This window comes from Polaromonas sp. P3_B1, assembly GCF_056402935.1.
In genome coordinates, this window is sequence record NZ_JBFUGK010000004.1 from 115,459 (window position 1) to 132,316 (window position 16,858).

The window sequence follows — 16,858 nt, forward strand, 5'->3', positions numbered from 1 at the left end:
CATGCTGGCGCCCGAGCGGGGCGCTTGTGCCGCCTCCGGCGGGGCCGGGCCGATTTCCCCGACAATCAGGCCCCATGAGTACCGACAAAAAAACGTTGCTGCTGGTGGACGGCTCCAGCTACCTGTATCGCGCCTTCCACGCCATGCCCGACCTGCGCGCCAACCCGGGCGACCCGGCCAGCCCGGCCACAGGCGCCATACGCGGCATGGTCAACATGATGCAGAAGCTGCGCAAGGATGTGCGCGCCGACTTCGCCGCCTGCGTGTTCGATGCCAAGGGGCCGACCTTCCGCGACGCGCTCTACCCCGACTACAAAGCCCAGCGCTCGCCCATGCCCGACGACCTGCGCAGCCAGGTCGAGCCCATCCATGAGGTGGTGCGCCTCCTGGGCTGGAAGGTGCTGGACGTTCCTGGCGTGGAGGCCGACGACGTGATCGGCACACTGGCCTGCCTGGCATCCAGCCAGGGCATTGAGGTGATTATTTCCAGCGGCGATAAGGACTTGAGCCAGCTGGTCGACGAAAACATCACCGTCATCGACACCATGAACGACCGGCGCCGGGACGTGGCCGGGGTCGAGGCCGAATTCGGCGTGCCGCCGCGGCTGATGATCGATTACCAGGCCCTGGTCGGCGACGCGGTCGACAATGTGCCCGGCGTGCCCAAGGTCGGCCCCAAGACTGCTGTGAAGTGGCTRCTCGAATACGGCTCGCTCGATGCGCTGGTGGCGCGCGCCGGCGAGATCAAGGGCGTGGTCGGCGAGAACCTGCGCCAGTCGCTGGACTGGCTGCCCAAGGGCCGGGCACTGCTGACCATCAAGAAAGACTGCGAGCTTGACGAATACATTGCCGGCTTGCCGGCCCTGGATGCGATTGCCATGGGCGGGCAGCAGACCGAAGCGCTGAAGGCTTTTTATGAAAAGTACGGCTTCAAGGGCCTGGTCAAGCAGATCGACACCGAAAGCATGCCTGCCGAGTTACCTGCCGGGCCCGAAGGACGGCACCCCAAGGCGGCCAAGGCCGGGGCCTCGTCCGATGGTTCGCCGGGCCTGTTTGACGAGCCGGCCGCCGCGACCGAGGCGGCGCCGGCCCAGCGCGCCAGCAACCTCAATTACGACACGGTGCTGACCTGGGAGGACTTCGATCGCTGGCTGGCCAAGATCGAAGCGGCCGAACTCGTCGCGCTGGACACCGAAACCACCTCGCTGGACGAAATGCTGGCGGAAATCGTCGGCCTGAGCTTCAGCGTCAAGCCCGGCGAGGCGGCCTACATCCCTCTCACGCACGACTACCCCGATGCGCCCGCGCAGTTGCCGCGCGACGAGGTGCTGGCCCGCCTCAAATCCTGGCTGGAAAACCCGGCCAAACCCAAGCTGGGCCAGCACGTCAAATACGACCGCCATGTGTTCGCCAACCACGGCATTGAAGTGCAGGGCTATGCGCACGACACCATGCTGCAAAGCTATGTGCTGGAAGTGACCAAGCCGCACGGCCTGGCCAGCCTGGCCGAACGCCACGTGGGCCGCAGCGGCATCAACTACGAAGACCTGTGTGGCAAGGGCGCGCACCAGATCAAGTTCAACCAGGTCGACATCGCCAAGGCCGCCGAATATTCCTGCGAAGACTCCGACCAGACGCTGGACGTGCACCGCGTGCTCTGGCCGCGGATCCAGGCCAATGAGAAGCTGCGCTTCATCTACGAACTGGAAATGCAGAGCAGCGAAACGCTGTACCGCATCGAACGCAACGGCGTGATGATTGATGCGCCCACGCTGGCCGCGCAAAGCCATGAGCTGGGCCAGCGCATCATCCAGCTGGAAGCCGAAGCCTATGAGATCGCCGGCCAGCCTTTCAACCTGGGCAGCCCCAAGCAGCTCGGCGAGATCTTCTTCGACAAGCTCGGCATGCCGGTCATCAAAAAAACCCCCAGTGGCGCGCGCAGCACCGATGAAGAGGTGCTGGAAAAACTGGCGGAAGACTATCCGCTGCCCGCCAAGCTGCTGGAGCACCGTTCGCTCAGCAAGCTCAAAGGCACCTATACCGACAAGCTCGCGCAGCTGGCGCTGCCCCGCACCGGCCGCGTGCACACGCACTATGCGCAGGCTGTGGCGGTCACGGGGCGGCTGTCGAGCAACGACCCCAACCTGCAGAACATCCCTATCCGCACCGTGGAAGGCCGGCGCGTGCGCGAGGCCTTCATCGCGCCCCCCGGCAGCGTGATCGCCAGCGCCGACTACTCGCAGATCGAGCTGCGCATCATGGCCCACATCAGCGGCGACGAAGCGCTGCTCAGTGCCTTCACCAACGGCCTGGACGTGCACCGTGCCACGGCCGCCGAAGTCTTCGGCGTGGCGCTGGAGCAGGTCAGCAGCGAACAGCGCCGCTATGCCAAAGTCATCAACTTCGGGCTGATCTACGGCATGAGCAGCTTCGGCCTGGCGCRCAACCTGGGCATAGAAACCAAGGCGGCGGCGGCCTATATCGACAAATATTTCCAGCGCTACCCCGGCGTCAAGAACTACATGGACGAGACGGTGGCGTTTGCCCAGAAACACCACTATGTCGAAACCGTATTCGGTCGGCAGCTGTATCTGGCTGAAATCACCGGCGGCAACGGCCCGCGCAAAAAGGCCGCCGAACGCCAGGCCATCAACGCGCCCATGCAGGGCACGGCGGCCGACCTGATCAAGCTCAGCATGAACAAGGTGCAGCAAGTGCTCGACGAAGAGAAACGCGCCACCAAAATGATCATGCAGGTGCATGACGAACTGGTGTTCGAGGTGCCCGAGGCCGAAGTCGAATGGGTGCGCACCGAGATACCGCGCCTGATGGCCGGTGTGGCGGATTTGAAAGTGCCGCTGCTGGCTGAAATTGGTATTGGGCCTAACTGGGACAAGGCGCACTGACGATGTTGTCCTTTCCTGCGGCCAGGCGTTGCGCCCAGGCCGGCGTGGTGGTGGCCCTGCTGGGCCTGGCGCTGGTGCTCTTTGACCTGGTGTATTTACCTCTGTGGGGCGGTGATCTCGTAGCACATTCGGGCCCCAGGGATTCGCGCGCCGTACCGGTGACAAGCCTGCCCGGCGGCGAGCAATTCGCGCATCACCAGAAGAGCAAGACGGGCGAGGTTCCCCTGGTTCTGCCGCTGGACATCCAGCCCCGCGACGGGCCGATTGCCGTCGTGACCCGGGACTGGTCCTGGCAGTTCGACACGCGTTTCGGGCCGGGTCTGATGGAGCTCACCCCCGAGCGCCTGACTTATGCCATGGGGAAGCGCGAACGCTTGCGGCGCAGCAAAAAAGGCGGGCCGGTCGACCCAAGCCTGAATCTGGGCAGCCACTATGTGCAGCAGGGCCTCTACGACCTGCAGGATGGCAAAGCCTACTACCTTCTGTTGCCCCTCAGCGCGGGCAAGCAGGGCGACTATTACGAGGTCTGGGTGCGGCGGCAGGTCGCCGAGGAGCCAGGCAGGTACCTGCTCTGGGGCTTTGTGCTGTTTGCCGTGGGCCTTGGATTGGCATTCGCAGCGGCGCACTGGTCACGCCGCGTTGCACCGTTGCGGAAGACGCGTTGAACAACGCCTTGCACCATCTGATGTGTCGCTGTTCCCTGAAATCGGCGTTGGGCCGAACTGGGACAAGGCACATGAATGTGTCCCCAGTCCCTTTGCCGTGGGCCCACCTATGAGAAGAACCCGGAAAATTTTTGTCGTCTTTACCACTCTGGCAGTGCTGGCGGCGGGTACCACGGCGGGGTACGCCTGGTACAGATTGACCCAGCCTTTTGTGACTGCCAGTGAAACGGCGGCGCCGGCTGGGCAAACCGCGTCCGCTGCCAGGCTGGAGCAACTGGTCCGCAAGCTTTCCACCGATTTTGCGGATCGCGCTTTTGACAACGGTGCCCGCCTGGAAGGCGCCGCCGCCTACCTGGAGTCGCAGCTTGCCGGGTTGGGCCTCAAGGTGGAAAGTCAGCGTTTTACCGCCGAGGGCCGGCCCTACCGCAACCTGGTCGTGAAGCTGGGCCCTGATACACCTGAAGTGATGGTGGTAGGCGCTCATTACGACGTGGCCGGCGAGCAGCCCGGCGCGGACGATAACGCCAGCGGCGTAGCGGGGCTGCTTGAGCTGGCACGGCTGCTCAAGGGCCAGTCGTTTCGCCAGCGGGTGGAACTGGTTGTCTACACGAACGAAGAGCCTCCCTTCTTCCGCACGCCCTACATGGGTAGCGCCGTTCACGCCCGGTCACTCGCCGAGTCCGGCAAGCGCGCTTCGCTCATGCTGTCGCTGGAGTGCATAGGCTACTTCAGCGACGAACCAGGGAGCCAGGACCATCCCGTGCGGCTCCTGAATGCCATTTACCCGACTACGGGGAATTTCATTTCTTTAGTGGGCTTTTATGAGGACGGCGATGTCTCGCGCCAGGTGAAGGCCGCCATGAAGTCGGCCTCGGACCTGCCGGTGTATTCCATCAATGCGCCGAGTTTTGTGGTGGGCGTCGATTTTTCCGACCATCTCAATTACTGGAATGAAGGTTATGTGGGAATGATGGTCACCGACACGGCCTTTTACAGGAACAAGGCCTATCACACGCCGCAGGACACCGCGGACAGGCTGGATTACGGGCGCATGGCAAAAGTCGTTGAAGGCGTGCGTGCGGTGGTCATGCAGCACGCTGGGCCCGCCGTGCCGTCGCGCTAGTTGCCGCCGGCCCCAGCACCCGCACCACTGTCCATTCCGGCACGGCGGCAGTCAAGACAGCGCCGCGTTCCCGGTATGTTCACTGCGTGCCTTGTACATGTCCAGGATCACTTCTGAAAAATTGCCCAGCAGGCGCTGGGCCACCCAGTTCGCATACGCATCGAAATCCGTGCTGATGCGATAGCTCACGCGGATGTGCAGGCGTGTGCCGCCTTCTTCCGGCGTCAGCGTGTAAGACGTGTCGCGCAGGTCGAAATAGGCGCCGCCCACTTTCACATGGTCGTCCAGCGCGCCTGCGGGAAATGAATCTTCCGCGAAGCGGTAGGTCCAGCGCACATGCCGCTGCGGTTCCCACTGGCGTATCACCTCGTCAAAATGAACGCCTTTGCCCCAGGTGCTCTTGCGTATGGGGCCTTCAGCCGTGTCGGTCGTGATGCCGCTGACCGGAAGCGGAACGCCGATGCGGTATGCCCAGGCATGCTGGACCTCTGCGGGCGCGATATCGCGTGCGTTGTTGATTTGTTGCCACACCTCGGCAGAAGTTGCCTGTATCAGAACACTCCGTTCAACGCTGCCTATGCGCTGCACCTGGTTTTGAGGAAATGCCATCGCCACCAGCAGTGGCAGCGCTGCAATGCTGTAGACCGCTTGCTTGGGCCAGTTGGTCAGCCTGCAAACAAGCCCCATGACCAGGCCGCCGAACATGCCGAGAAGGGTGAACATCGGCAGGATGACGATGGCGCAGATCAGCCCCTCTATCAGGATGGCCAGGCTGCCGAGCACAAACACGAAAGTCGCCAGCGCTGGTGCGAAGAGGTAGTAGGCAAAGCTTCTTCTCTTTTGCCGCTCGGCCATATACACCGTGATGGCTCCCACCGCGAATGGCGCGAACCAGACAAAGCCGGCCGCCATGGCCGACAGTGCGCTCCCCGCTGCGCCGGAAAACGTCAGGCGCAAAAGAAGCCCGCTGAGCGCTCCGGCAAGAAAAGGCGTCCAGCCTGAAAACGGCATGCCGTCCGAGGACTCGGGTCCCTCTTTCGGTGCCAGGGCGCCATCGTGCGCGGCGGAATTGGTTGTGGGTTTATCTTGTTCTGCGCTCATGGGGGTATGACAGGTTTAGTGCGATGCTTGCTTATCCGCCGACTTGCGGGCGGTCACCATGTAGTAGCCAAAGCCCGGCAGCCACATGCCCAGCAGGAAGGCCGCATAGGACGCCATGATGTGGCCGCGCCGCAGCGGCGACAACCGGAACCGGGCCCGCCAGAGTTCGCGCCATGCAAAGCGCGTGGCGAACAGCGGTATCTGCAGGGCGCTGGGCGCCAGGCGCAGGCTGATGTCCTCAAAACGGATATCGGTAAATCCATGGCCGGCGAGGGCGGCATGCAATGCCTGTTTCTCCGCCAGTTCGTTGACCGCCCAGTTGCGGCACCAGAGCCTGTAAATCCGCTCCATGAATCCGGGCAGGGGCTTGTCGTTGCGCCGCAAGGCATCGGCAATCACCAGTGTGCCGCCGGGCCGCAGCAGGCGTGCGGCCTCGCGCACCAAAGCTCGCTTGCCGGCCCCGGTGGCATGGCAGGCACTTTCCAGGGCATACACCCCATCGTATGCGCCCGCACGCAGGCCGGTGTTCACGTAGTCGGCCAGGTGAAAGCGGACCTGGTTGGGCAAGCCCGCGGCCTGGTTGAGCTGCACGCCCTGAACGATTTGCCGCGCCACCAGCGTGACGGCGTCCACGGTGCTGTGCTTGCGGTTTTTCACGATGGTCCTGGCCGTGGCGCCGGCGCCGCAGCCCAGGTCGGCAAGCCGGACGGCGCCGCTGGGCGGCAGGGCCAGCCGATGCAGCACTTCCAGATTCATGCGCTCCAGCATGGCCTCGCGGCCCAAGGGATTGACCTTCCAGGACCAATAGCCGAAGTGCATGTTCATGCCGGGGCTCCAGGCGCGGTAGTCATCGGCCACGGCGTTGTAGTAGGACCTGATGTCCGCCAGCCTTGCATCCTTGCCCTTGGTGTTTGAGGTGCCGATGCGGTAGGCAACAGGTGTTGTGGTGCTCATTTTTTCCTCCGTCCACGGTGCTTTCAGGTTCTGGTTGTTGCTGAGCATCCCTCAGTGCGCATCGGCAGTGGCGATGGCAGGCGCGGACGGCGCGGCTGGCTGAGCACTCTGCACATGGGCGGCCAGCTCCTTTGTCGCCATCCATTGGCGCACCTGCGTCCAGACATTGCGCGAGATGATGGCCACGGTGGCGAACACGCCTGCCATCACCAGCCACAGCGAGCGCCGCATCGCGTCGATGGCGCTGCTGCGGTCGCTGAACTCGCCGAAGCTCAGCGTCAGCAGCAGCGTGCCCGACACGGCCAGCAGGTAGGCGCAGCGTATCCAGAACTCCGCGCCGCCGTCCGCGTCGCACAGCATGCGCAGCACCTTGTAGAGGATGGGCTTGAGGTAGCTGATCGCCACAATGGGACCGACCACCGCGACCAGCAGCGAGACAAAAAACAGGGTGGCATCGAGATGCGCTTCCATGATGGGTGTTTCCTTTCTGGGTTTGTCTTTGTTTGGCGAGCCTGGTTTAACGCGGGCAGCTGGCGGAGTCGCAGCGGGCGGCGGCCGAGCGTTGGGCCGCACGCCGCACGGCGCCTTCAAAGATCAGGCGCACCAGGCCGCGCGGGATGCGGTGGCGGTTGCGTGCCAGCACCGGGTAAGCCCGTTCGGCCAGCGGGCGCAGCAGCGGCCAGCGCATCGCGGTGCTGACCCAGCCCAGGCCGACGGCCTCGTAAGCGAGCCGGAAAACTTCCACACCCTTGATCACGCGGCCGTCGGCCCTGCGGGCGTGGATCAGTTCCAGCAAGTCCGGCATCGTCGTGCCCGCAGGCAGGTCAGCAAAATCCGGCGCCGAGACGTCGGCAAAGCGCAGATGGCCTTCGGTGTTGCGCAGCATCAGGTTGCTCATTTCGGCATTGCAAAGCGGGCAGGCTGATTCGTAATACAGGGTCAGCGGGTAGATGGCCGGGTCCATATCGGCTTTGAGGCTGTCGTAGCGGGTGTTGCCTACATTGCCCGTATTGCCCAGATCGAGGCGGGCGGTGTCGTGGATGGCAGTCACTTTTCTCTCCTTTATAAATTTCAGTACAAACAGAAATGCATGGTCAAAAAAAAGCCAGCCGGCCTTTCAGAAGGTAGGCGGCAGCAACTCCGAAGGGTCCATGGGCTTGGCGTCGCTGTCGCCGCGCACGAACTTCTGCACGCTGGCACCCATGCGCAGCACTTTTTCGAGCGTGTTGGGCGACAGGCGCAGCATCTCGTCGGCCCACAGGCCCAGCGATTCCATCAGCCTCAGGGTTTCGCGCACGCGGTCCTGGGCGTCGGCGGGCTCGGCCTCAAAGCCCTGGTCTTTCACGAGTTCGCGCAACATGCGCACCGTCGGGTCGTATTCGCGTTCCTTGCGTTCGCGCACCACGGTGCGGAACAGCTCCCAGACGTCCAGCGAGGTTTCGTAATAGTCGCGCCTGTCGCCCAGCACGTGGGTGGCGCGTATCAGGTTCCAGTTCAGCAGCTCCTTGAGGCTGGTGCTGACATTGGAACGCGCCACGGCCAGGGTGTCGGCGATGTCCTCGGCATGGAGCGGGCGGCCGTGGAAGAAGAGCAGGGCGTGGATTTGCGAAACGGTGCGGTTCACGCCCCAGGCGGTGCCCATTTCTCCCCAATGGACGACAAATTTGCGGGCGACGGGGCTGAGTTCCATGGCTCCGACTATACGATGTCTGAAATTTCTGTCAATACAGAAATTAAAGATGCGGAAAAGAAACAACAAGGCGGGCCTAAGTCCGAGAATACGGCGCATGACAGACATCAAGACCTACGGCATGTCCGAGCGGGCCGACCACCTGGATTTCGACATCCGGTCCCAGCTGGTGCGGCCGCCGCTGGTGCGTCCGCACCGCCATGAGTATTTCCAGATCCAGATCAGCCTGCAGGGCGACACCGAGCAAAACGTGGCCGGCACGGTGCGGCCCTTCCGGCGCGGCTACCTGAGTTTTATCCTGCCCTACCGCGTGCATGTGATCCCGCACCCCGAGGGCTCGCGCTACGTCATCATCAATATGTCGCAGCAGTTTTTGCGCCCGGGGCTGGACGTGGACCCGCTGGACCTGGAGGACGTGCCCTTGACGCGCGCGCCCGAGCTGGCGCCCTTTTTGTTCCAGGAATACGCCGATTTTTATTTTTCCGAGGACGAGTTTCCCGAGATAGAGGCCTTGCTTGACAAGCTCGCGGTTGAGAACGCGCACCGGCGCTTCGGCTCCATCGAGATGATCCGCGGCCTGATGCTGCAGTTGATAGGCCTGGTCTGCCGCAAGTACGAAGCCGACCTGCTGCGCTTTTCGGCCAGCCAGGCGCAGCAGGGCAGCCGGCGCGCCAGCCTGCAGCGCGCGGTGCGCTACATCCGCGAGCACCTGGCCGGCGAAGTCACGCTGGCCGACGCGGCAGCGGCCGCTTTTCTCTCGCCCAACTACCTCGCCCACCTTTTGAAAAAGGAAACCGGTAAGACCTTCACCGACCTGGTGACCGAGCGGCGGCTGGAATTTGCCCAGGAGCAACTCGCGCACAGCGGCCAGCGCATCGCGAGCATCGCCCATGCCTCGGGTTTTGCCGACGAGGCTTATTTCGCGCGGCGCTTTCGCCAGCGCTTCGGCCAGACGCCCAAGGCTTATCGCGACAGCGTACGCGCCAAGATCTCCGGCGCCTGAGCCGCTCAAAAACCCTCCTGGCGTTGTTGCGCCGCCTTGCCGTGCCTTCAGCACTGTCTGCGGCGACGCGCCTAGCCAGGACCGCTTCGCTGGGTTTTTGAGCGGCTCTAGGTAAATCTATTCATCTGCTGCGCTGCAGCAGCACTGCATTGAATCGTCCGGTAAATGCGTAATTGCGTCCCCCTGGGAAAGCCGTGTCCGCCCTAAGCTTTACGGTTGGAGAAAAACGCCGACAACAAGCTCCAGCTTTTATTAATCCAGGAGACACCTATGACACAACCAGACATGAGCAAACGCGGAATTCTGCAAACAGGCGCCCTGATGGCGACAGGCGCGGTCGTCGGCTGCGCCACGCCCGGCACGGCGGCCAATGCGCCGGCCACGCCTTTCGCGGTGGCCGGAACCTATATCCCCATCGCGGGCAGCGCCGAGATGTTCCCGGTGCGCCGCATCTACTGCATAGGCCGCAACTACGCGGCCCATGCGATCGAGATGGGTTCGGACCCGAGTCGCGAGCCGCCCTTCTTTTTCCAGAAGCCGACCGACGCCATCCAGGTGGTGCCGCCCGGCAAGGTCGCCGACCACCCCTATCCCACGCTGACCAAGAACTACCACTACGAGGTCGAGCTGGTGGCGGCGCTGGCCAAGGGCGGGCGCAACATCCCCATGGACAAGGCGCTGGACCTGGTTTACGGCTACGCGCTGGGCCTGGACATGACGCGGCGCGATTTGCAGCGCGGCATGGGCGACCAGAAAAAACCCTGGGAGATCGGCAAGAGCTTTGACCGCTCGGCGCCCATAGGTCCCATCCACACCGTGGCGCAGACCGGCCACTACACCAAGGGCGCGATCTGGCTCAAGGTCAACGGACAGGTCAAGCAGCAGGCCACGCTCAACCACATGATCTGGTCGGTGGCCGAGCAGATCTCCAAGCTGTCGGAGGCTTTTGAGCTCTTCCCCGGCGACATCATTTATTCGGGCACGCCCGAAAACGTCGGCCCGGTGGTCAAGGGCGACGTCATCGAATGCCATATCGACGGCCTGCCTGAGCTCAGCGTCAAGATCGTCTGAGGCCCACGCCTGCGGGGAGGGGCGGGGCAAGGGAAAACACCGTGTCATCGCCCCGCGGTGGCAAGAACTTCCGGGGCCGCATAGACTCCGACAGCTTGCCTTTGTCCCCAACAATTATTTTTGAGGAAACCGCCATGCTTGAACACGACCAGAAAAAAGACTTCGACGCGCTGCTGCCCGGGCGCTCCACCGAAGCCGGCGCCAGCCGCCGCACCGCGCTCAAAACGGCCCTGGGCGTCGGTTATGCCGCCACCGCCATGCCCATCATGGCGCAGACCGCGATCAAGACCTCCTCGGAAGGCCTGAAGACCGGCGAAACCACCTACGAGGTCAACGGCTTCAAGGTGCCCGCGTTTTTCGCGGCGCCTGCCGGCAAGACCAACTTGCCTGTGGTGCTGGTGATCCAGGAGATTTTCGGCGTGCACGAATACATCGCCGACACTGCGCGGCGCTTCGCCAAGGCCGGCTACCTGGCCATCGCCCCCGAGCTCTATGCGCGCCAGGGCGACCCCAGCAAGTACAACGAAATGGCCAAGCTGATGGCCGAGGTCGTTTCCAAGGTGCCCGACGAGCAGGTCATGGCCGACCTGGACGGCGCGGTGAAGTGGGCAGGCGCCAACGGCGGCAACACCAAAAAGGTCGGCATCACCGGCTTTTGCTGGGGCGGCCGCATCACCTGGCTGTATGCCGAGCAGAGCAAAAACGTCAAGGCCGGCGTGGCCTGGTACGGCCGCCTGGTCGGCCAGCCCTCGGCCCTCACGCCCAAGCATCCGCTGGACCTGGCTGCCGGCCTGAAGGCGCCGGTGCTCGGGTTGTACGGCGGCCAGGACGGCGGCATCCCGCTGACCACCGTCAACCAGATGAAGGACGCACTGGCCGAAGCCGGCGCCAAGGGCAACAAGGCGGCAGCCGCCTCCGAGTTTGTGGTCTACCCGCAGGCTCCTCATGCCTTCCATGCCGACTACCGCCCGAGCTACCGCAAGGATGCGGCAGACGACGGCTTCAAGCGCGCCCTCGAATGGTTCAAGAGCCACGGTGTAGCCTGATTCCCTGCTGGCAGGCTGCAAGCCGCCAAGCCTGAGAGGGCTGGCGGCTTTTTTCGCCGGCCCCTCTTGACAAGCTTGATAAGATTAAAAGAACCCCGGCGCGGCATTCAATGTCTGCGGCCGGGGTTTTGTCGTCTGTGGTGTAACCTCCGGGTTGCCCCTGCAGGCATGGGCTGATCAATTTGGGCTTAGGCCCAGTCAATACGGGCATATGTAGCTATGACTTTGCTAGCAATCTTGATGGGAACCCTGGCCGCCGGCATAGGCAGTGTGTGGCTGGCGGCCTTGCTGAGCTTCGGCGTGCTGACCCGCTACACCCAGCACATGCTGAGCCTGGCCGCCGGCGCGCTGCTGGCCACAGCTTTCATGCATCTGCTGCCCGAGGCCTTTGAAAGCCAGGCCGGCGCCAAGGAGTTGTTCGCCACTTTGCTGGTGGGGCTGGTCTTCTTTTTCCTGCTCGACAAAGCCGAGCTCTGGCATCACGGCCATGAACACCATGGCGGCGGGCATCACGGCCCCGAGGCGGCGGCACATGCGCAGCACGACCACACCGGGCACGTGCATGCCGCGCACAGCCACCATGGACATGAGCACGGACACGGTCATGGCGAGGCCAGGACCGGCGGCTGGGCCGTGCTGGCCGGCGACAGCGTCCACGCTTTCGGCGACGGCATCCTCATTGCCTCGGCCTTTATGGCGGACCTGCGGCTGGGCGTGGTCGCAGCGCTGGCGGTGCTGGTGCACGAGGTGCCCCACCACATGGGTGACCTGGTGGTGCTGCGCCAGACCTCCAACAACCGGCGCGCCGCCCTCATCAAGGTGTCGCTGGCCGGCGCGGTGACGGCGCTGGGCGGCGTGGTCGGTTATGCGCTGGTCGACCAGCTTTATGACTACTTGCCGTTTTTCCTGATCATGGCGTCGAGCAGCTTTATCTACGTCGCGCTGGCCGACTTGATCCCCCAACTGCAAAAACGCGTGACCGCGCGCGAAACCGTGGCGCAGATCGCCTGGCTGGCCATAGGCATAGGCCTGGTCACGCTGATCAGCGGGATGGCGCACCACCATTGAGGCATCTGCGTCTGGACCCGCTAGTGCGCTAGACCGGCTTGATATTAAACAATATAATGACTTTTATGTGCCTTAAAAGTTGTTATATTGATGTCTAAGAAGTCAAATTCCTTGCGAGGCTTGCCTCCTGAAGCGGGGGAGGCACTGGTCCAACTCGGGCAAAGGTTGCGGGCATACCGGCAGCAACAGCAATGGACGATTGAGGAGATGTCCGAGCGCCTGTTTTGCTCGCCAACGACCTGCCGGGCGCTTGAGTCCGGAAAACCCGGTACCAGCCTCGGTGTCATGGCGCATGCGTTGTGGCTGCTGGGCCAGCTGGATTCCCTGAGTAGCGTGGCCGTCCTGTCGGCGGACTTTGCCGCGTCCATCACGGCGGGCCGCAAAGTTCGCAAGCGCGCAGCGGCAAGCCGGCCGGGCGCCATCAGCGAAAGCGACCGTGACTTCTGAGCACAGCCTCTATGTAGGCCTGGCTTTTGAGCCGGCGGCGGACGTCACGCCGGCGGGTGTGCTCAAACTCGCCCAGCGTGGTGCCGTAATGTCGGGCGAGTTTGCCTATGGCCGCCAGTATTTGCGCCGCGGGGACGCCGAACCGTTCAACCCGAACCATCTGCCGCTGCAGGACGCGGTCTTCAAGCTGCCTGAGCGAAGGCTGCGTGACGGCGGCGCCATGCCGTTGACATTTCGTGATGCCTTGCCCGGCAGCTGGGGCCGCAAGGTGCTCGAGGCCAGATACGGCCACGGCCTGTCGGATGTGGAGGCGTTGCTGTTGACCAATGCCGACCGGGTAGGTGCCATGGTGTTCAGTGCGTCATTGCCCATAGAGGCCACCCAGCCCGATACCACGGTATTCCAGCTTGACGAACTGGCGAACGCAGCCCGCCAGCTTGAGATGGGCCAGGAGCCTGCCGCCGGCCTCAAGCCCTTGCTACAAGGCGGCACCCTCGGCGGCGCGCGTCCCAAGGCCACTTTTATCCATGAGGGCAAGCGCTGCATCGCCAAATTCCCCGCGCGGGCGGACGACCATGATGTCGCCGTACTGGAGGCCGCCACACTCGCGTTAGCCAGAACCTGCGGCATCAGCGTACCTGAGTTTTTTCTGCTTCCCGTGCGCACGGGCCGTGCGCTTGTGCTGCGGCGATTCGACAGGGAAGGACGCATCGACGAGGAGCGGCGGCTTCATTACCTTTCGGCTTCGGCCCTGCTGGACGTTGCTTACGAAGACAACGCCGGCGGCAGCTATGTGGAACTGGCCCAAGTGCTGCGGCGCATCTCGGGTCAACCCGAGGCGGACCTGCATGAGCTGTACCGCCGCATGGTGTTCAACCTTGTGACGGGCAACAGTGACGACCATGTGAAGAACCACGGCGTTCTTTTGGTGGGCAAAGGGCGCTACCGCCTGGCTCCAGCCTTTGACCTGGTGATGCAGCTGAATGGCAACACGGGCTATCAGCTGCTGGCCATCTTGCCCGGCAAGTCAGAGTCAAGCCTGGGTTTGGCGCGGCAGGCGGCGGCGCAGTTTGGCCTGTCCGAAAGCCAGGCGGAGGCCATCGTCACGCATGTTCGCGAGACGGTGCGGCGTTGCAGCGAGACTTTGCTGAGGGAATACGGCGCCGACGCGGAACTGATGCGGCGGGTAAGCGCATTTCTGCAAATGCAGGCAGAGCGGATCGCCGCTGTCTGACGCGCGGCGGGCGAGGGTCCGGCCAGGCCGCCAGCACTGTCAGACGGCGCCTGACAAGGTCAGGGCTTGGCGACCTATAGGCCGGGATGGGGCGGAGCAGGAAGATAGCGATACGTCCTCCTCCTCCAGCCCTTTATTCCCTTGTGCAAAGGCAGGCCCGCCATGAACTTCCATTCAGAGCCCACCTCGGTTTCCAGCGCCTTCCGCCCGTCGACTGCTTTCGGCGCGCCGTTTCGCCAGGCATCGCAGCACAAGCCGCGTATTGTTCGCCGCCCGCGTGCAGCGGCCTATATCGCATTTTTCATCACCGTCTTTGCCAGCATGGCGGCCGCGGCGGCGCTGGCGACGCACGACCTGCCTCTCATGGTGGTGGGATTGTGATGGGCACCAAACCCGGCCATTCGCCTGACGGCGGCGTACCGCTGGGCGCGGGCTCGCCCGATGAGCCGGCGCACACACTGCCGGCCGAGCCCACCCAGATCACCAAAGCCCAGTCCGCAAAGCCCGAAGCGGCGCAGCCGCGTGCCGCTGCCAAAAAACGCCCCGGCAATGAGGAGCCTGAGCCCACGCTGGAGGACGACCTTCCCTCCGACGGGCGCGACAAAAAAGGAGAGGCCATGATTCGCGAGCTGCCGCGCAAGGCGGGAAAGACGGAAAAATAGCCATGGCCACCAGCCCCAACGTCCCGCCGCCCGAGCCGCTGCCGCCTCTGGACACGCCGCCGGACCCGGGCGAGGTGCAGACCACGCCCATGCCAATGACGGTGATATAGGCGAAAGAAGCGCTGTCGGCAATGAAATCGAAACCGGTGTAGTGTCACAAGGCGCAGAGGAAATGCGCAACGCAGGCGGGAAACCGTTTTCGGATTTCCTGCAGGGTTTGACTGCTACAAGGAGAACCGACATGCCGATAGACACCAGCCCCGAGGGCGCCGAGCTGCTGCACCAGCCGGTCGTCAAACCATTTCCCGAGTTCAGCCCCAAAGAGCCCCACCACGCCCACCATGGCCATCAGGCCGTCGATGATGACGGCCACAACCACGATGAGGTCGATGTCGGTGCCGCATCCGGCGCTTCCCCGGGTGCAAGCCTGAAACCGGGTCCTGCCCCCGCGCCGCCGGCTTGAGCGCCTGCTCCGCGCTTGCACTGCGCGGCAAGCTTCGATAAGGTCGGGGGACTTTTCCTCGAGGGAGACACCATGGCCGAAGTTCTCAAGGTCCGCTGCTGCATTGCCGGCGGCGGCCCGGCCGGCATGATGCTGGGCCTGCTGCTGGCACGCGCCGGCGTAGACGTACTGGTGCTTGAAAAGCATGCCGACTTCCTGCGCGACTTTCGCGGCGATACGGTGCATCCGTCGACGCTGCAGGTAATGGATGAGCTGGGCCTGCTGGAAAAATTCCTGGCACGGCCGCATGACGAGGTGAGCGAGATGCGCGCGGTGGTCGGCGACACGGAGCTGGTGCTTGCCAGCTTCAAGCGCCTGCGCCTGCGCTGCCAGTTCATCGCGATGATGCCGCAGTGGGAATTCCTGGATTTCGTGCGCGATGAAGCTGAGCTGTACCCGGGTTTTCGTTTGCTGCAGAACGCCGAAGTCACGGGCGTGAGCGAAGAGGGCGGCACGGTGACCGGCGTGCACGTCACGACGCCGGACGGCCCGCTGCAGGTCAAGGCGGACCTGGTCGTAGGCGCCGACGGCCGCCGCTCCACAGTGCGCGCCGCAGCCGGGCTGGTGGTGCGCGACCTGGGCGCGCCCATCGACGTGCTGTGGATGCGGCTACCCAAGCTGCCGGGCGATCCTTCCACCTCGGGCGGGCGCATCACCACCGGCATCTTCCTGGCCATGATTGACCGCGGCAGCTACTGGCAGTGCGCTTATGTGATTCCCAAGGGCGGCATTGAGGCCGTTCGCGCGCGGGGGCTGGAGGCCTTCAAGGCCGACATGGTGAAGGTCGCACCGCTGCTGGCCGGGCGCATGGACGCGCTGGCAAGCTGGGACGACATCAAGCTGTTGAGCGTGACAGTGGACCGGCTGGAACGCTGGTACAAGCCCGGCCTGCTGTGCATAGGTGATGCGGCGCATGCCATGTCGCCGGTCGGCGGTGTGGGTATCAACCTCGCGGTGCAGGATGCGGTGGCGGCTGCCAACACGCTGGCGGCGCCGCTGGCCGATACACGGGTGGACACGGCGGCCTTGACGCCATTTTTGGCGCGGGTCGAAAAGCGGCGCCTCTTGCCGACCCGGCTCACACAGGCGGCGCAGGTGGCCGTCCAGAACCGTGTGCTCAGCCCGGTGTTGGCGGGCCGCGGCACGCAAGCGCCGCCCATGGCGCCGCCCTGGCCGTTGCGGCTGATGCAGCGCTGGCCGCTGCTGCAGGCCTTGCCCGCTTATGCGGTGGGCGTGGGTGTGCGGCCCGAGCATGTTCGCTCGCCGGCGCGGCCGCCCGCGGCTTCCGCCTCGGTTTTGTAGGCTTACTCCTACGTCGTGGGCAGGCATTGCCTACAACTGCCGCGCCGCAGGGCTTTTAGAGTGAAGCCAACAGGCATTGCTCAA

18 protein-coding genes are annotated in these 16,858 nt (G+C 63.9%); 13 read left to right on the plus strand and 5 right to left on the minus strand.

The genetic code is table 11. The annotated features are described in order from the left end of the window. The first annotated feature begins 74 nt into the window (after positions 1–74). From polA to AC1DXS_RS03880, 3 genes are all read left to right on the plus strand, one after another. Positions 75–2,906 carry a DNA polymerase I gene (gene polA, locus AC1DXS_RS03870; protein ID WP_477736259.1) on the plus strand — a complete coding sequence of 944 codons (2,832 nt, stop codon included), beginning with the start codon at positions 75–77 and terminating at the stop codon, positions 2,904–2,906. 2 nt (positions 2,907–2,908) lie between these two features. Further along, on the plus strand, positions 2,909–3,571 hold the full coding sequence (locus AC1DXS_RS03875) for a hypothetical protein (protein WP_477736260.1): 663 nt from the start codon (positions 2,909–2,911) through the stop codon (positions 3,569–3,571). A gap of 211 nt (positions 3,572–3,782) precedes the next feature. Then, the gene (locus AC1DXS_RS03880) at positions 3,783–4,694 is read left to right on the plus strand and encodes a M28 family peptidase (RefSeq protein ID WP_477736261.1); all 912 of its coding nucleotides are present in this window, start codon (positions 3,783–3,785) and stop codon (positions 4,692–4,694) included. Positions 4,695–4,745: 51 nt separating this feature from the next. Here AC1DXS_RS03880 and AC1DXS_RS03885 read toward each other — a convergent pair whose 3' ends face one another. From AC1DXS_RS03885 to AC1DXS_RS03905, 5 genes are all read right to left on the minus strand, one after another. Beyond that, positions 4,746–5,795, minus strand: a complete 1,050-nt coding sequence (locus AC1DXS_RS03885) for an SRPBCC family protein (RefSeq protein ID WP_477736262.1) — start codon at positions 5,793–5,795, stop codon at positions 4,746–4,748. 15 nt (positions 5,796–5,810) lie between these two features. Next, on the minus strand, positions 5,811–6,749 hold the full coding sequence (locus tag AC1DXS_RS03890; protein WP_477736263.1) for an SAM-dependent methyltransferase: 939 nt from the start codon (positions 6,747–6,749) through the stop codon (positions 5,811–5,813). Positions 6,750–6,800: 51 nt separating this feature from the next. Beyond that, complete coding sequence (locus AC1DXS_RS03895) at positions 6,801–7,220, minus strand: hypothetical protein (RefSeq protein WP_477736264.1); 420 nt, start codon at positions 7,218–7,220, stop codon at positions 6,801–6,803. A gap of 46 nt (positions 7,221–7,266) precedes the next feature. Continuing rightward, positions 7,267–7,800, minus strand: coding sequence for a thiol-disulfide oxidoreductase DCC family protein (locus AC1DXS_RS03900; protein WP_477736265.1), 534 nt, complete (start codon positions 7,798–7,800; stop codon positions 7,267–7,269). Positions 7,801–7,866: 66 nt separating this feature from the next. Beyond that, positions 7,867–8,439 carry a GbsR/MarR family transcriptional regulator gene (locus tag AC1DXS_RS03905; RefSeq protein ID WP_007865774.1) on the minus strand — a complete coding sequence of 191 codons (573 nt, stop codon included), beginning with the start codon at positions 8,437–8,439 and terminating at the stop codon, positions 7,867–7,869. A gap of 97 nt (positions 8,440–8,536) precedes the next feature. On the opposite strand from AC1DXS_RS03905, the gene AC1DXS_RS03910 reads away from it, so the two are divergent. The 10 genes from AC1DXS_RS03910 to AC1DXS_RS03955 all read left to right on the plus strand — a co-directional run bounded on the left by AC1DXS_RS03910 (position 8,537) and on the right by AC1DXS_RS03955 (position 16,774). After that, positions 8,537–9,442, plus strand: a complete 906-nt coding sequence (locus AC1DXS_RS03910) for a helix-turn-helix transcriptional regulator (protein WP_477736266.1) — start codon at positions 8,537–8,539, stop codon at positions 9,440–9,442. 270 nt (positions 9,443–9,712) lie between these two features. Then, on the plus strand, positions 9,713–10,513 hold the full coding sequence (locus tag AC1DXS_RS03915; RefSeq protein WP_477736267.1) for a fumarylacetoacetate hydrolase family protein: 801 nt from the start codon (positions 9,713–9,715) through the stop codon (positions 10,511–10,513). 134 nt (positions 10,514–10,647) lie between these two features. Next, positions 10,648–11,559, plus strand: coding sequence for a dienelactone hydrolase family protein (locus tag AC1DXS_RS03920; protein ID WP_477736268.1), 912 nt, complete (start codon positions 10,648–10,650; stop codon positions 11,557–11,559). A 219-nt stretch (positions 11,560–11,778) separates the two neighbouring features. Further along, on the plus strand, positions 11,779–12,627 hold the full coding sequence (locus tag AC1DXS_RS03925) for a ZIP family metal transporter (RefSeq protein WP_477736269.1): 849 nt from the start codon (positions 11,779–11,781) through the stop codon (positions 12,625–12,627). A gap of 90 nt (positions 12,628–12,717) precedes the next feature. After that, positions 12,718–13,074 carry a helix-turn-helix domain-containing protein gene (locus AC1DXS_RS03930; RefSeq protein WP_477736270.1) on the plus strand — a complete coding sequence of 119 codons (357 nt, stop codon included), beginning with the start codon at positions 12,718–12,720 and terminating at the stop codon, positions 13,072–13,074. Beyond that, positions 13,064–14,308 (plus strand): type II toxin-antitoxin system HipA family toxin, encoded by a 1,245-nt coding sequence (locus AC1DXS_RS03935; protein WP_477736271.1) that lies wholly within the window; start codon positions 13,064–13,066, stop codon positions 14,306–14,308. The genes AC1DXS_RS03930 and AC1DXS_RS03935 overlap by 11 nt, the downstream gene beginning before the upstream one ends. Before the next feature lie 162 nt (positions 14,309–14,470). Beyond that, positions 14,471–14,689: a hypothetical protein gene (locus AC1DXS_RS03940; RefSeq protein ID WP_477736272.1), complete on the plus strand. Its 219-nt coding sequence runs from the start codon at positions 14,471–14,473 to the stop codon at positions 14,687–14,689. Continuing rightward, positions 14,689–14,970 (plus strand): hypothetical protein, encoded by a 282-nt coding sequence (locus tag AC1DXS_RS03945; protein WP_477736273.1) that lies wholly within the window; start codon positions 14,689–14,691, stop codon positions 14,968–14,970. Before AC1DXS_RS03940 ends, AC1DXS_RS03945 begins: the two co-directional genes overlap by 1 nt. 241 nt (positions 14,971–15,211) lie before the next feature. After that, positions 15,212–15,433, plus strand: a complete 222-nt coding sequence (locus AC1DXS_RS03950; RefSeq protein WP_477736274.1) for a hypothetical protein — start codon at positions 15,212–15,214, stop codon at positions 15,431–15,433. Between the two features lie 72 nt (positions 15,434–15,505). Then, positions 15,506–16,774, plus strand: coding sequence for an FAD-dependent oxidoreductase (locus tag AC1DXS_RS03955; protein WP_477736275.1), 1,269 nt, complete (start codon positions 15,506–15,508; stop codon positions 16,772–16,774). Positions 16,775–16,858: the final 84 nt, after the last annotated feature.